This window comes from Streptomyces sp. NPDC028419 (assembly GCF_055565515.1).
This window is the reverse complement of record NZ_JBVHUE010000002.1, coordinates 89,500-104,416: the sequence shown is the minus strand read 5'-3', so window position 1 is coordinate 104,416 and position 14,917 is coordinate 89,500. Positions and strand designations below refer to the sequence as shown.

12 protein-coding genes, 1 tRNA gene and 1 riboswitch are annotated in these 14,917 nt (G+C 74.1%); of the genes, 8 read left to right on the top strand and 5 right to left on the bottom strand.

Annotated elements, in window-relative coordinates; genetic code table 11:
• Positions 1 to 89 precede the first annotated feature (89 nt).
• Positions 90 to 1,229, top strand: a complete 1,140-nt coding sequence (locus ACZ4UB_RS02865; RefSeq protein WP_468067847.1) for a N,N-dimethylformamidase beta subunit family domain-containing protein — start codon at positions 90 to 92, stop codon at positions 1,227 to 1,229.
• Between the two features lie 122 nt (positions 1,230 to 1,351).
• Positions 1,352 to 1,756: a VOC family protein gene (locus ACZ4UB_RS02860; RefSeq protein WP_468067846.1), complete on the top strand. Its 405-nt coding sequence runs from the start codon at positions 1,352 to 1,354 to the stop codon at positions 1,754 to 1,756.
• Between the two features lie 64 nt (positions 1,757 to 1,820).
• Here the strand turns inward: ACZ4UB_RS02860 and ACZ4UB_RS02855 are convergent, their stop codons facing one another.
• Genes ACZ4UB_RS02855 through ACZ4UB_RS02845 form a run of 3 tightly spaced genes read right to left on the bottom strand, consistent with a single transcriptional unit; the run spans position 1,821 to position 4,638 of the window.
• Entirely contained in the window at positions 1,821 to 2,609 is a 789-nt protein-coding gene (locus tag ACZ4UB_RS02855) for an ABC transporter ATP-binding protein (RefSeq protein ID WP_468067845.1), read from the bottom strand.
• Complete coding sequence (locus ACZ4UB_RS02850) at positions 2,606 to 3,667, bottom strand: FecCD family ABC transporter permease (protein ID WP_468068172.1); 1,062 nt, start codon at positions 3,665 to 3,667, stop codon at positions 2,606 to 2,608. The genes ACZ4UB_RS02855 and ACZ4UB_RS02850 overlap by 4 nt, the downstream gene beginning before the upstream one ends.
• On the bottom strand, positions 3,631 to 4,638 hold the full coding sequence (locus ACZ4UB_RS02845) for an ABC transporter substrate-binding protein (protein ID WP_468067844.1): 1,008 nt from the start codon (positions 4,636 to 4,638) through the stop codon (positions 3,631 to 3,633). The genes ACZ4UB_RS02850 and ACZ4UB_RS02845 overlap by 37 nt, the downstream gene beginning before the upstream one ends.
• A gap of 47 nt (positions 4,639 to 4,685) precedes the next feature.
• Positions 4,686 to 4,800: riboswitch (cobalamin riboswitch) on the bottom strand.
• A 229-nt stretch (positions 4,801 to 5,029) separates the two neighbouring features.
• On the opposite strand from ACZ4UB_RS02845, the gene ACZ4UB_RS02840 reads away from it, so the two are divergent.
• A complete protein-coding gene (locus ACZ4UB_RS02840) occupies positions 5,030 to 5,842 on the top strand; it encodes a peptidoglycan-binding protein (protein WP_468067842.1) in 813 nt (270 codons plus the stop codon).
• Between the two features lie 85 nt (positions 5,843 to 5,927).
• Here ACZ4UB_RS02840 and ACZ4UB_RS02835 read toward each other — a convergent pair.
• A tRNA-Trp gene (locus ACZ4UB_RS02835) sits at positions 5,928 to 6,000 on the bottom strand.
• Between the two features lie 183 nt (positions 6,001 to 6,183).
• Here ACZ4UB_RS02835 and ACZ4UB_RS02830 point away from each other — a divergent pair.
• The 5 genes from ACZ4UB_RS02830 to ACZ4UB_RS02810 all read left to right on the top strand — a co-directional run bounded on the left by ACZ4UB_RS02830 (position 6,184) and on the right by ACZ4UB_RS02810 (position 13,971).
• Positions 6,184 to 6,717, top strand: coding sequence for a DUF4352 domain-containing protein (locus ACZ4UB_RS02830; RefSeq protein WP_468067841.1), 534 nt, complete (start codon positions 6,184 to 6,186; stop codon positions 6,715 to 6,717).
• A 138-nt stretch (positions 6,718 to 6,855) separates the two neighbouring features.
• The gene (locus ACZ4UB_RS02825) at positions 6,856 to 8,190 is read left to right on the top strand and encodes a glycoside hydrolase family 18 protein (RefSeq protein ID WP_468067839.1); all 1,335 of its coding nucleotides are present in this window, start codon (positions 6,856 to 6,858) and stop codon (positions 8,188 to 8,190) included.
• Positions 8,191 to 8,273: 83 nt separating this feature from the next.
• Positions 8,274 to 9,512, top strand: coding sequence for a serpin family protein (locus ACZ4UB_RS02820; protein ID WP_468067838.1), 1,239 nt, complete (start codon positions 8,274 to 8,276; stop codon positions 9,510 to 9,512).
• Between the two features lie 168 nt (positions 9,513 to 9,680).
• The gene (locus ACZ4UB_RS02815) at positions 9,681 to 11,348 is read left to right on the top strand and encodes a sigma-70 family RNA polymerase sigma factor (protein ID WP_468067836.1); all 1,668 of its coding nucleotides are present in this window, start codon (positions 9,681 to 9,683) and stop codon (positions 11,346 to 11,348) included.
• A gap of 169 nt (positions 11,349 to 11,517) precedes the next feature.
• Entirely contained in the window at positions 11,518 to 13,971 is a 2,454-nt protein-coding gene (locus ACZ4UB_RS02810; RefSeq protein ID WP_468067835.1) for a helicase associated domain-containing protein, read from the top strand.
• A gap of 21 nt (positions 13,972 to 13,992) precedes the next feature.
• On the opposite strand, the gene ACZ4UB_RS02805 is transcribed toward ACZ4UB_RS02810, so the two are convergent.
• On the bottom strand, positions 13,993 to 14,910 hold the full coding sequence (locus ACZ4UB_RS02805) for a DUF1906 domain-containing protein (protein ID WP_468067834.1): 918 nt from the start codon (positions 14,908 to 14,910) through the stop codon (positions 13,993 to 13,995).
• Positions 14,911 to 14,917: the final 7 nt, after the last annotated feature.

Sequence of the window (14,917 nt, the reverse complement as noted above, 5' to 3'; positions counted from 1 at the left end):
GGGGGGGGGGCGGTCCCTTTTGGGGTTGACCCCCCAAAACAAAAACCCCCCCCCCACACCCGGGGGGGGGGGGGGGGGGGGGGGGGGGGGTGGTCCCCCCCCCCCCCCCCCCCCCCACCACCATCGAGACGAAGGACTGGCCGGAGGGCAGCTACCTGCTGCGGCTGGACGCGCAGGGCGGCGAGGGCCAGCGGTTCGTCCCGGTCACCGTACGGTCCGCGGCCACCAAGGGTCGTACCGTCATCGTGAACGCGGTGGCGACGTGGCAGGCCTACAACAAGTGGGGTGGGTACAGCAGTTACGACGGCCCGAGCGGTGGTTTCGCCTCGCGCTCCCTGTCGGTGACCTTCGACCGACCGTACGAGTACGACGACGGCGCGGGGTTGTTCCTGGTCTACGAGGCTCCGCTGATCGCCCTGGCCGAGCGGCTCGGCATACCCCTCGCCTACACCACGACGACCGACGTGGCCCGTGAGAAGCGGCTGCTGGAGGGGGCCACGTCCGTCGTCTCGCTCGGGCACGACGAGTACTGGTCGCCCGAGCAGCGCGCGCACATCGCCGCCGCCCGGGACGCGGGGAGCAACGTCGCGATACTGGGCGCGAACTGCTGCTACCGCCGCATCCGCCTGGAGGCGAGCGACCTGGGTCCGGACCGTACGGTCGTCTGTTACAAGACGTCCTACGCGCAGGACCCCGGCTTCAAGCGGGGTCACCCGCCGACCGAGGACTTCCGCACGGCCCCCGGGGCGGACCCGGAGAGTTCGCTGCTCGGCGTGATCTACGACGGCTACCCCGTGGACGCTCCGTACGTGGTGACCAACCCGGGCCACTGGCTCTTCGAAGGCACGGGCGTGCGGGCGACCGACCGCTTCCCGCACCTGGTGGGCGTGGAGTACGACAAGGTCAACACCGGCTTCCCGACCCCGCGCCCGATCGAGATACTGGCCCACTCGCCCGTGGTGTGCGAGGGCCGGCCCAGTCACCAGGACACCGCCTACTACACGACGCCGAGCGGCGCCGGGGTGTTCGCCACCGGAACCATGCGCTGGGTCGAGGCACTGGACGCGACCGGGGACGGGCGCAGCGGCGCCAACCACGGCCTCGACGCGCGCGCCGGCGCGCTGACGACCCGGGTGACGGAGAACCTGTTGCGCGCCTTCGCGGCGGGACCGGCCGGCCGGACCCATCCCGCACAGGACAACGTCAAGGCGGTGTACGGCGGTTCGTGACCCAAAGCGGTGGCCACGGGGCGGAACGGGCGTTTAGGATCACCTACACGTCATCGCGTGCCGGTCACCGTCCGGGTGAGGCATGGAGGTGGCCGTGAGGTGCCTTGCGGAGGCATTCACCCATGTCAGTCGAGTTGAACCACACGATCATCTTCTCCCGCGACAACCGGGAGTCGGCCGAATTCCTGGCGCACGTCCTCGGTCTCGAAGTCGGTCCCGCGTGGGGCCCCTTCGTCCCCGTCGACACCGCCAACGGCGTCCAGTTGGACTTCGCCACCGTCCCGTCCGGGACCGTCACCCCCCAGCACTACGCCTTCCTCATCTCCGAGGCGGAGTTCGACGCGTCCTTCGCCCGGATCCGGGCGAAGGACATCACGTACTTCGCCGATCCGATGCAGAAGCAGCCGGGCGAGATCAACCACAACGACGGGGGCCGGGGGCTGTACTTCCTGGACCCGTCCGGGCACGGGATGGAGATCATCACCCGTCCCTACGGGAGCGGCGCCGACGGCGCGACCACGCGGTAGTCGGCGCGACGGTCAAAAGGGGGGCGGCGCCGCGTGTACCGGGCGCCGCCCCCTCGCCGACCGCTCAGGGCAGGTAGACGATGTTCGGCGCGCCCGTGGTGGGGTGGGCGGTGATCCGTGTGCGCACGCCGTACACCTCGGCCAGGAGTTCCCGCGTCAGCACCTCTCCCGGCGGCCCGGACGCCACCGCCCGACCGGCGTCCAGGACGTAGAGCCGGTCACAGAAGGACGCGGCGAGGTTGAGGTCGTGCAGGACCAGCAGGGCCGTGGCGGGCAGGTCCCGGACCAGGCCGAGGACGTCCAGCTGGTAGCGGATGTCGAGGTGGTTGGTCGGTTCGTCGAGAGCGAGCAGGCCCGGTTCCTGGACGAGGGCCCGGGCCACGAGCGCGCGCTGGCGCTCGCCGCCGGACAGTTCGTCGAAGCGGCGGGCGGCCAACTCCCCGGCGCCCACCGTCTCCAGTGCGCCGGCGACGCGCAGGGCGTCGGCCGGTCCGTCCTGCTCCCAGAACCGTTTGTGCGGACTGCGGCCCATGGCCACCACCTCGCGCACGGTCAGCCCGAAGGTGCCGCTCGCGTCCTGCGGCACGACCGCGACCCGGCGGGCCCGTTCCTTGACGCCCAGCGAGGCCTCGTCCACGCCGTCCAGCACGACCCGCCCGCCGGTGGGCCGCAGGGTGCCGTACACGCAGCGCAGCAAGGTGGTCTTGCCGCTACCGTTCGGACCGACCACGCCGACCGTCTCGCCGGGGTGGGCGGTGAGGTCGACGCCGTGCAGCAGCGGCTTCCCGTCCACCTCGTAACGCACGGCCTCGGCGCGTAGTTCCAGCCCTGTCGAGGGAGGCGACGCCGTCATCCGGTCACCCCCTCGCTGCGGCTGGAGCGCCGCAGCATCCACAGGAAGAACGGCCCGCCGACCAGGGCGGTGACGACGCCGACCGGTATCTCCTCGGGCGCGGCCGCGGTACGGGCGACCAGGTCGGCCAGCATCAGGAACACGGCCCCGCCCAGCGCGGCCACCGGCAGGAGCGCCCGGTGCCCGGCGCCGACGACCATGCGGGCGGCGTGGGGAACCATCAGCCCGACGAAACCGATCGCACCGCTGAAGGCCACCAGCACCCCGATGACCAGGGAGGTCAGCACGAAGACGGCGGCCCGGAAGCGGCCGGTGTCGAGCCCGAGGGTCCGCGCGTCCTCCTCGCCGGCGAGCAGCAGGTCCAGCGGCCGGGCGAGGCCGAGCAGCAGCCCGGTCCCCACGGCCAGGACGGCCGCGGGCAGGGCCAGTTCGTCCCACCGCGCGCCGCCGAGGCCCCCGAGCGTCCAGAAGAGGATGGAGCGGACCTCCTCGGCCCGCGCCGAGAGGACCAGCACCAGGCTGGTCAGCGCGGACAGGATGTACTGGACCGCGACCCCGGCGAGGATCAGCCGCCCGGTGGTCATGGTCCCGCCGCGCCGGGCCAGGGCGTACACGGTGACCAGCGCGCCGAGCGATCCGACGAACGCGGCCAGGGGCAGGGTGACGCTGGTCGCGACCCCCGCGCCGAGGCCGAGCACGATGACGGCCACGGCGCCCGCGGAGGCTCCGGAGGACGCGCCGAGCAGGAACGGGTCGGCGAGCTGGTTGCGCACGAGAGCCTGCAACACGGCGCCCGTCACGGCCAGTCCGGCTCCGACCACGGCGGCCAGCAGCACGCGCGGCATCCGGACGTCCCACACGATGGAGGCGAAGGCACCGGGGCGCGGTCCGTCCGCGACGATCTCCAGCACCTGACCGGGAGCGATCCGCACCGGCCCCAGGGCCAGTCCCGCCACCGCGCCGGCGGCGAGCGCCAGGGCGAGGAGGACGAGGACGAGCGGGGTGCGGCGGCGATCCGCCCTCACGGGGCGTCGGGGTGCAGCTGACCGGCGAGGGATTCGACCGCGTCGGCGACGCGCACCCCGAGGACGGCCGAGGACAGCGGTAGGACGACGAACCGCCGGTCCCTGATCGCGGGAACCTGGGCGAGCGCCGGGTCGTTCAACAGGCGCTGCTTCTTGGCTTCGACGCCGGTCCCGCCGTAGTCGTAGATCAGCACGGTGTCGGGCCTCCGCTCGATGACCTTCTCCCAGGACACGTCCCCGAAGGTGTCCTTCAGGTCGGCGAAGGCGTTCGTCCCGCCCGCCAGGGAGACGATCTCGTTGCCGATGCCGTTGCCGCCCGAAGTGAAGGCCGCCGTCTCGCCGGAGTCGTAGACGAAGACGTTCGGGCGCGCCTTGTCCTTCACGCGTGCCGCGACGGCGTCGATGCGGCGCTGCTCGTCCTCGATCAGCCGCGCGCCCCGGTCGGGCACCCCGAAGGTGCGGGCCACCTCGGTGATCTCGGTCTTCAACTGTTCGAAGCGGACCGGGCCCTGGGTGCAGTACTCCACGCTGAGACGGGTGTTGATACCGCTCTTCCCCAGCGTCTCGCGGTCGCGTCCCTGGGACTTGTCGAAGGCGCTGGAGTAACCGCCGTAGACGAAGTCGGGGTTGGCGCCGAGGAGCAGTTCCTTCGAGGGGTACTCCTTCGCCAACACCTTGATCTTGTCGTAGGCGGGCCGGTACGCGGGCAGCACGGCGTCGTCGAGGTAGGCGGTGCCGGCCATCCGGTCACCGAGGCCGAGGGCGAGCAGCACCTCGGTGGCGTGCTGGTTCATGGCGACGGCGCGCCGGGGCGGTTCCCGGTACGTGGTGGTCACACCGCAGTTGGTCACGGTGTACGGGAACCCCGCGGCGCCGGACGCCGGCGGCGCCGCGCCGTCGGCCGTCGCTCCCTCCTCGGCGGCGCCGCACGCGACGAGCGGTATCAGGAGGGTCAGGGGGGCGAGCGGGGCGAGCGCGCGCAGGGCGGCGCGGAAACGCGACATGGCGGAGCCTCTCCGGGGGATCCTCGTCCCCTGGTCGAAAGGAAGTCGAAAGGAAGAGGCGGCGCGTCAGTGTCTGACTCCCGGACCCGCGAGGGTCCGGTCACAGTGGCGGGACCGTACCGGTTTCACACCGGTTTCCTGGTACACGCCGCCCGGGGGTAACCCGGACAATTCTGCCAGACCACCCGCGCCCCGGCGGCGCCGCACCGGCCGCGGAGCCCCGGGGGCCGCCGACCGCGCTGAATCGTTACAGCAGCTCAGGGGCGCATTCGCCGACACATTCCTGGGGACCACTTGGGAAATCGGCGGCTCTTGAGTACGTCACATGGGCGGGCCCCGTCCGGCCGCCGGCCCGTCGAAACGCCGCCCCCGTCACACCTGGAGGACCCCCATGTGCACCTCACCCCAGTGGCGGCGGCTCACCGACCACCTGATGTCCGTACCCGAACAGGTCTACGAAGGCTGGAACAGCACGGACGGCTGGGACAACTACACGCGGTGGGGACGCGAGTTCGGCGAGGACGGAGTCGCGTGGTGCGTCATCTTCGACTGGTGCGTCTACCACGACGTCGGTCTCGACGCGATCGTGCCCAAAGTCGACAACGTCTCGGCGTTCAGCGACTGGGCGCAGCGCCGCGGCCAGTGGTCCGAGTACCCCAGCGCCGGCGCGTGGGTGAACTTCGGCAACGGCGCGCACACCGAGATGGTCACCGGCTTCGACGCGGACACCGTGTACACCAAGGGCGGCAACTCCATCCGGGCCGGGGCCGCGGACCACGGACAGGGCAACGGCGTCTGGTCGCACTCCAACCCCCGCCGCAGCAACTACCTCACCGGCTACTTCGCCCCCCGCTACCCGGACGGCGAGTGCCCGCCGACCGCCGACCCCCACGACCCCCGCGGCGGGACCGCCATCACCGCCTGGCGCTGGGCGCCACCCGTCACCGCGCCCACCTTCGAGCCGTTCCCGGGCGCGGCCTGGTTCACCACGGGCCGCCGCTCGCCGATCGTCGCGGCCATGCACGACCGGCTGGTCGCCGTCGGCTGCGACCGGTACGAGTCGAGCCTCGACAAGGACGTCATCGGCCCCGGCGACAAGACCAGTTACGAGGCCTGGCAGCGCACGTGCGGCTTCACCGGTACCGCCGCCACCTGGCCCCCCGGCCGCACCACCTGGGATCTCCTCCAGGTCCCCCACACCTGACCCGAACACCCCGTGGACCCGCCCCAACGCCCGAAGCCCAGGGTGAACGCGGTGCGTTCGACCTGGGCTTCGGAGGGTTTTCTTGCAGGGGCGGCAGGACTCGAACCTACGACATTTGGTTTTGGAGACCAACGCTCTACCAACTGAGCTACGCCCCTTCGACGGCCTTAGCTTCGCACGGGGTACGCGGATGATCCAATCCTTTCCAGCATGTGGTCACCGGACGGGACCGGCGGCCGCCCCGGGGCGCTGCCGGGCCCCGGCGGGGAGCTTCGCAGGTGGCGGGGGCGGGCGCCGAGGGGGATGGTGGGAGGTGGCCCCACGTCCGAGGAGGTTCCGCCATGCGCCGTCTTCGGCCCGCCTCCGCCGCGCCCGCCCTCACCCTCGCCCTCACGCTCGCCCTCGCCGCGCCGACCCTCCTCGGACCCGCCACCGCGGGGGCGCGGGGCAGGCTCCCCGCGGGTCCCACCGGGGAGACGATCTCGCTGCGCGGCAATCGGCCCGGCGAGCTGCTCGACGTCACCCTCGTCGCCGTGACCGATCCGGCGACCCCGCGCTCCGCGGATCCCGCCCCGGACGCGGCGCAGCGGCTCGTCTCCGTCGAGTTCCGCCTGGTCAACACCGGGACGGCCGCCTACACCGACGCCCCGCGCGACGGCTCGTACCTCCTGGACCTCGGCGGCAAGCGCTACCCCGGTGTGGCCAGGGCGACGACGGCCGGGACGGAGTTCCCGGACGGACGGTCCCTCGCGCCCGGCGACCGGTCCACCGGCAGCGTCACCTTCGAGCTCCCCCGCGACGCCCGCCCCTCGGCGGTGCAGTTCGCGCTGAACGGCGGAACGGCCGACGACATCGGCCAGTGGCCCCTCTCCTGAGCACGCCCCTCTTCCGAGCGCGCCCCCACACCCGTCGCCCCCTTGACCACTCTGGTCCAGACCAATACCTTCCGGGATGCACAGCACGCGCACAGCACGGCTCAGGAGCACCACTCCCCGCATCCGCAAAGGAAGCCCATGCGCCGCAGCACGCTCGGCAGGCTGGCCGTCGCCGCCTGTTCCCTCTCCCTCCTCGCGGCCTTCGCGCCCGCCGCCGGAGCCGCCACCGCCCGTTCCGGCGGCGACCTCGGCCACGGGCGCGCGTACCACCGCGTCGGCTACTTCACCCAATGGGGCGTCTACGGGCGCGACTTCCAGGTCAAGAACCTGGAGACCAGCGGCACCGCCGCCAAGCTGACCCACATCAACTACGCCTTCGGCAACATCGGCGCGGACGGCAAGTGCTTCACCGGCAACGTCCCCGGTGAGGCGGACGCCTGGGCCGACTACGCCCGCCCGCTCGACGCCGCGGCCTCGGTGGACGGGGTGGCCGACACCTGGGACCAGCCGCTCGCCGGGAACTTCAACCAGCTGCGCGAGCTCAAGGCCAAGCACCCGGGCCTCAAGGCCCAGATCTCACTGGGCGGTTGGAGCTGGTCCACGCACTTCTCGGACGCGGCCCGGACCCCCGCCTCGCGCAAGGCGCTCGTCCAGTCCTGCATCGACCTCTACATCAAGGGGAACCTGCCCCAGGACGGCACCCGCGGCGGCGCCGGTGCGGCCGCCGGCCTCTTCGACGGGATCGACCTCGACTGGGAGTGGCCCGGATCGCCCGGCGACACCGACACCACCTACCGGCCCGAGGACAAGCGGAACTTCACCGCCCTGGTGCAGGAGTTCCGTACCCAGCTCGACGCCTACGGCCGGACACAGAAGAAGAAGTACCAGCTGACCGCCTTCGTCCCGACCGCCCCCGCCAAGATCGACGCGGGCTTCGAGGTGCGGAAGATCATGCGTGACCTGGACTTCGTCACGCTCCAGGGCTACGACTTCCACGTCTCCGGCGAGAAGACCACCGCCCAGCAGTCGGCCCTGTACGCGCGCGACGACTTCAGCGTCGACGGCACCGTGGACGCCTGGCTGCGGCGCGGGGCACCCGCCAGCAAGCTCGTGATGGGCATGCCGTTCTACGGCCAGGGCTGGACCGGGGTCACCGGCGGCGGCAACGGCATGGGGAAGCCCGCGACCGCGCCGGCGCCCGCGACCTGGTCCGCCGGGTACGAGGACTACAAGGCGCTGAAGAAGCTGGCCGATGCGGGCGCGTACACCCTGCACCGGGACCGACGGGCGGGCAGCGCCTGGCTGTTCGACGGGACCACCCTGTGGACCTACGACGATCCGCAGGTGCTGCGCACGAAGACGGCGTACATCCGTGAACACGACCTGGGCGGCGCCATGTTCTGGTCCCTGGACGGGGACACCGCGGACGGCGAACTGATGACGGCCGTGGACCAGGGGCTGCGCGGCCACTGATCCGCCGGGGCGCCCCCCGGTCCCCCGCGGCCCACGGGGAAATCCACCGGCACGGGAGGCGCCCCGGCCCGTAGCCTCCGCGCATGGACATCACGACGATTGACGCGGTCAACCGGCTCACCGAGCGCTGGGCCGCGGTGGTCCGGCCCGACGCCGGGGGCACGGTGTTCACCGCGGCCGGGGTCTGGCCGCTGCTGGCGCTCCTCGCCGACGGCGCGGGCGGCCCCGCGCGCGAGGAGCTGGCGCGGGCCCTCGGCATACCCGCCGAGGGGGCCGCGGCCGCGGCCCGCGCGCTGCTGGACGGGCTCGGTCGGGTCCCCGGCCTGGTGGCGGCGACCGGCCTGTGGACCAGGGCCGACCTCCCTTTGGAGGAGCGGTGGACCGACGCCCTGCCGGACGGCGCGCGCGGGACGCTGACGGGGGACGCGGGCGTCGACCGGCCGGCGCTGGACGGGTGGGCGGCCGCGCGCACGGACGGCCTGATCGAGCACATGCCGGCACCCGTGGGCCCCGAGGTGCTCATGGTCCTCGCCTCGGCGCTCGCGCTGCGGGTGACCTGGCGCCAGCCCTTCGACGCGGTCCCGACCGGGACCGAGGACGGCCCGTGGTCCGGGCGGCGCTTCCTCGGCCTGCAACGGACCACCCGGGAGCTGGACCGGGTCCGGGTGACACGGTCGCCCGCCGGACCGGTCACGCTCCTGGAGGTCGGGGGGACGACGGGCGTCGATGTCCACCTGCTGCTCGGCTCCCCCGACGCCGCTCCCGGGGAGGTGCTGGGCGCGGGGATCGCCGCCGTCACCGGGAGCGCGCCCGCCGAGGGCGCGAGCACCCTGCCCGAAGGGACCCCCGGGCCGGGACTGGACGTGCGTACGGTCGAGTCGTTCTCGCCCGATTCCTACCTGATCGAGAAGACCGTGGCCTTCGACCTCCGGGCCGAGCACGACCTCCTCGACCAGGCCGGGCTGTTCGGGCTGGACGCCGCGTCCGACGACGCCTTCGGCCACTTCCCGGGGATCAGCTCCTGCCCGCTGGCCGTCGGCTCGGCGCGGCAGTCCGCGCTGGCCCGCTTCCACGCGACGGGGTTCGAGGCCGCGGCCGTCACCGCGGTGAGCATGCGGATGGGCGGGGGCGTGCCGACGACCAGCTACCGCGTCCGTCGCGCCGAGGTCGACTTCCGGCGGCCCTTCGGATTCCTCGCGGTGGACCGCTCCTCCCGCCTCGTGCTCGCGGCGGGCTGGGTGAACGAGCCCCTCCGCTACGAAAGCCGCGCGACCGACGCGACCGACGCGACCCGCGAAGCCTTCGGAGCCCCCGTTTTCTAGGAAGTAAGGGTCGAATCCCCAGGAAGTGAGGGCCCGAACCCGGACCCTGGTGCGCCCCACGCGCCCTTGTGCGAGAGAGTGCTCACCGATAAGTGTTATCGGGGCCCCGCTCGGCGGTCTCCCATGTATTGGGCACCATCGACCGCCGGTACGGACAGGGATCATCACATGAGTACTCAGCACACCGCAGCGCTGGTGTCGGCCGCCCGGGCCGGCGATCCGGGGGCGCAGGACGAACTCGTCGGCGCCCACCTGCCGCTCGTCTACAACATCGTCGGCCGGGCCCTGAACGGGTCCGTCGACGTGGACGACGTGGTCCAGGACACCATGCTGCGGGCCCTCGACGGCCTCGGCGGGCTGCGCTCCGACGACAGCTTCCGGTCGTGGCTGGTGGCGATCGCGATGAACCGGGTACGGGCGCACTGGGAGGCGCGCAGCACCGGCCCCGACGCGAGCGGGCTGGACGCCGCCCGGGAACTCGCCGACCCGGGCGCCGACTTCGTGGACCTGACCGTCGTACAGCTGAACCTCACCGGACAGCGGCGCGAGACCGCCCGGGCCACCCGCTGGCTGGAGCCCGACGACCGGGCGCTGCTGTCCCTGTGGTGGTTGGAGTGCGCCGGGGAGCTGACCCGGGCGGAGGTCGCGGCCGCCCTGGAGCTGTCCCCGCAGCACACCGCCGTGCGCGTGCAGCGGATGAAGGCGCAGTTGGAGTCCGCCCGCGTGGTCGAGCGGGCGCTGGACGCCCAGCCGCCCTGCGACGCGCTGCGGGCGGTGGCCGGCGGCTGGGACGGGCTGCCGTCGGCGCTGTGGCGCAAGCGAATAGCCCGGCACGCGCGCGAGTGCCTGCGCTGCGCCGGCCTGTGGAACGGCCTGGTCCCGGCGGAGGGCCTGCTCGCCGGGCTGGCCCTGGTCCCCGTCGCGGCGGCCCTCGTGGCCTCGGTCCACGAGGCCACCGCGGTGCCGGCCGCCTTCTCCTACGCCGCCTCCCCGGACACCGCTCCTTCGTACGTCGCCCCCTCCTCCGGCGCCGCGAAGGGCTCCGGAGCCCACGCGGCCGGGGGGCGCGGTGAGGTGGGCCGGGGGGCGTCGCGCAAGCGGCGCCGCACGCGCCGGAGGGTCATCGCGGGCGGCGTGGTCGTCGCGTGCATCGCCGGTGGTGGGGCCCTGTACCTCGGTGGCGCCCTGCCGGGAACGGGTGAGGAGGGGACGACCGCCGCGGCTCCCGGTACGCCGCTGGCCGCGCTCTCCACCACCGGTTCGGCGCCTTCGGCGTCCGCCTCCGCCTCCGCCTCCCCCTCGGCGTCCGCCTCCCCGTCTCCTTCGGCCTCCGCCTCGGCTTCCGCTTCGGCCTCCGCTTCCGCCTCCGCTTCTGCCTCCGCCTCGGCTTCCGGGAGCGGGAGCGCGACGCCCGCCCCGCGCCCCTCGGCTCCGCGTCCGGCGCTCGCCGCGCCGCAGGGCGCCGTGGCCCAGGTGATCGCGCTGGTCAACCAGGAGCGTTCGGCGGCCGGTTGCGGACCACTGGGGGACGACGCCCAGCTGCGCGCCGCCGCCCAGGGCCACTCGGACGACATGGCGGACCGGGGCTTCTTCGACCACACCAACCCCGACGGCGCCGACCCGGGCAAGCGGATCACCGCCGCCGGGTACCGCTGGTCGACGTACGGCGAGAACATCGCGCGGGGCCAGGCGACGCCCGCCGCGGTCATGGACTCCTGGATGAACAGCCCCGGCCACCGCGCCAACATCCTCAACTGCTCCTTCAAGGACATCGGTGTGGGCATCCACAACGGGTCCGGCGGCCCCTGGTGGACCCAGAACTTCGGCGCCCGCTGACGCCGGTCGAGGGGACGCCCGCGGGCGTCCCCGACGGACGGAGGAACGTCTTCCGCTCGCACGTCGCTCGACGACACCGGCCCGCGCGGTCACTGGATGCTTCAATTTCGGGGCAGGATAGTGACAGGAGCCGAACGGGCTGATCAGACGGGTGAGCGGAGTACGACGGATGGCACGAAGGGTCCTGCGCCCGCACCAGCGCGAGGCCGTCGACGCCGTCGTGCGGGCACTGGAGCTGCCCGTGGGCGGGCAGCTGCCCGAGACCGGGCTGCGCACCCAGGTGATCATGGCCACGGGGTCCGGGAAGTCCCTGGTGGCCGTCCGTTCCGCCGAGGCCCTCGGGGCCGGGCGGGTGCTGGTCCTGGTGCCCTCGCTCGACCTGCTGACGCAGACCGTCGCCGCCTGGCGCGAGGGCGGTCGCACCGGGCGCTTCCTCGCCGTGTGCTCGCTGCGCGGCACGGAGGTGGGCGTGCCCAGCACCACCGATCCGGAGCGGATCGCGCAGTGGTGCCGACCGGTGCCCCAGGTCACCGTCTTCGCCACCTACGCCTCCCTCGGTCTCGGCATCGTCGAGGGGGCGCACCGCGCCGGCTTGCCGCGGTGGGACCTGATCGTGGTCGACGAGGCCCACCGCACGTCCGGACGGATCGGCAAGCCCTGGGCCGTGGTGCACGACAACACCCGGATCCCGGCGGTCCGCAGGCTGTACATGACCGCCACGCCCCGGGTCTGGCAGGACCCCGAGACCACGGAGGACGACCGCCCCACCGAGGGCGACCGCACCGGGGGCGACCGCGCCGGGGGCCGGGTGCCCGGCGGGGTGCTGGTCGCCTCGATGGAGGACGATCCGGACGGGCCGTTCGGCGCCCGCTGCCACACCCTGTCCCTGTCCGAGGCCATCGACCGGGGCATCTGCGCGCCGTACCGGGTGGTGTGCGTGGACATCAGCGATCCGGAGTTCCAGGCGGCGGTGCTGCTGGGCCCGCAGGGGCGCTCGGACGAGGTGCGCGGGGCCCGGTTGGCGGCGCTGCAGACCGCTCTGGTCAAGGCGGCGGCCGACCAGGGCTTCCGGCGCACCCTGGTCTTCCACCACCTGACCCGGGAGGCCGAGGCGTTCGCGGCGGGGCTGCCCGCGGTGGCGGCGCGGCTGCGGATGACCAGCCGGGCCCCCCGCCCGGTGTACCCGCGGACCGTGTGGGCGGACTGGTTGGGCGGGCAGCACCCGGCGGCGCACCGGCGGCGGGTGCTGGACGCCTTCGCGGCCGACCGGATCGCGGAGAAGGCCTTCCTCGGCAGCGTCCGGGTGCTCGGCGAGGGGGTGGACACCAAGGAGTGCGACTCCGTGTTCTGGGCGGACGTCCGCGACTCGATGCCGGACCTGGTGCAGGCCGTGGGCCGGGCGCTGCGGATCCGCCCCGGCGAGGGAAAGGTCGCCTCCCTCGTGGTGCCGGTGCTGCTGGGCCCGGGCGAGACCCCGGAGACGATGCTGACCTCACGGGCGTACGGGAGCCTGGCGCGGCTGCTGGAGGCTCTGCGCGCGCACGACAGCAGGCTCGTGGAGTCGCTGGCCGAGCCGCAGCGTCCGGGTGCCGCGCCCGGGCCTTCCAGGACGGCCGGGGCGGGGGCCGCGCCGGAGGGCGGGGCCGCGGGACTGCTCAGCTTCTCGACCCCCCGCGATCCGGCGCTGCTCGCCGCCTTCGTCCGGCTGCGGGTGCTGCACCCCGAGCACGAGCACTGGCGGCGCGGGCTCGCCGCGTCCGCGCACTACGTCGCCGTCGCCGGGGACTTGAAGGTGCCCTTCGGCTTCAAGGCGCCCGCGGGCGGCGACGGCTGGCCGCCCGGGCTGGCCCGCTTCCCGCTCGGGCAGTGGATCTCGGACGCGCGGCGCGCCCACCGCCGGGGATCCCTCGGCAAGCGGCGGACCGCGGAGCTGGACGCGCTCGGGATGGTGTGGAGCGCCTTCGACGTGGCCTTCGAGGAGGGGCTGACGGCGGCCCGCGCCTGGGCCGCGGCCCACGGCCACCTGCTGCCGCCGGTGGACTCCACCTGGGAGGGCCACCCGGTCGGCATCTGGGCCAAGAACCAGCGCGCCGCCGCCCGCCGCGAGGGTCCCGGGGGGCTGTCGGCGGAGCGCCGCGCGGCGCTGGACGACATCGATCCCGGCTGGTGCCCGGACTGGGACATCTCCTGGCAGCGGGCCTACCGGCTGACCCGGGCGCGGCTGGAGGCCGGCGGCGCGCTGCCGCGCGAGCCCGGGGAGGTGTACGTGCAGGGCGAGGACCTGGGGCAGTGGCTGCGGGCGCAGCGCCTGGGGTGGGAGCGTTTGACCCCGGCGCAGCGGTGGCTGCTGGAGCACGGCCTGGGGGCGGGTCCGGCCCCGGAGTCCGAACGCCCGCGACCGCGCCGGGCGCACGCCGACGCCTGGGCCGCGAACCTGGCCGCGGCCCGCCGCTTCCAGGCCCGGGAGGGTCACCTCCAGGTACCGCGCACCCATGTCGAGCCGCTGGGCGGGGAGGAGTTGCGGTTGGGGTCCTGGATCGCCAACCAGCGCTCCCGCGCGGCCCGGCTGGCTCCGGAGCGGCGCGCGGCCCTGTCGGAGTTGGGCATGCGCTGGGCCGCCTGAGTCGCAGGGGCGCGGCGCGGGTCAGCCGGAGGGGCTCGCCGGCCGGACCGCGACCGGGGCGTCGAGGAGGTTGCGGTCGATGGTGAGGGTCACCCCGCCGTGGGTCTCCCGCACGTTGCCGAGGTACTGGTGGATCCGCCGGTGCCCCTGCCAGAGCCCGGCGGCCAGCGCGCCGCTGTCGGCGGTGTCCGCGCGCCGGTCCCAGCGGGCGTACCAGACCGCGTCCGGCAGCGGTGCGGTGCCCGCCCGGGCGGCGGCGGCGAGGTCGACCAGCCCGGAGCCGAGGCTGGAGTAGTAGCCCGCGCGGTAGCCGGACCGGTGCAGCCGCTGCGTCCAGCCGCTCGTGAAGTCGACGACGGCCTGCGCGCACCGCGGCTCGGCGGAGGGGTACGCCTCGATGTCCAGGTACACCGGGGTGCCGGCGCCCAGGCCCAGACCGCGGAGTCCGGCCAGCGCCTCGGCGGCCTCCTCCCGGCCCTGCTCGACCGCCCGCGCAGGATCGATCCTGCCGGGCTTGTGCGCGTACGACGTGCAGGGTGCCTGGCGTCCGACGTGGACCGGTACCAGCCGCCACCCCATGGCCTGGACCCGGCGGACCCACTCCGCGGTGAGCCGCGGCTGCGCGCAGTGCCGCTGGCTGCCGCTGGTGTAGATGCCGACGGCCCCGTACGGCGAGTGGTCCCGCCAGGCCCGCATGGCCGCGAGCGAGGGGGCCGCGCAGGCGTCGAAGCCCTCGCCCCGGAACACCTCGGGGTCGCGGCGGGGCGGTCCGTGGTCGGGCAGCACCCGCGGGGTGATCCCCCGCTGCGCGGCGGGCCCCGGGGACGGCCCCGGGCCCCCGCGGGCCGCGGCCGGGGCCGTGCCCGGACCGGACAGCACGAGGGCGGCGGCGAGAGAGGCGACGAGGGGGGCGAGCGCGGTCACGCGAGTTCGGGGCATGCCCCCA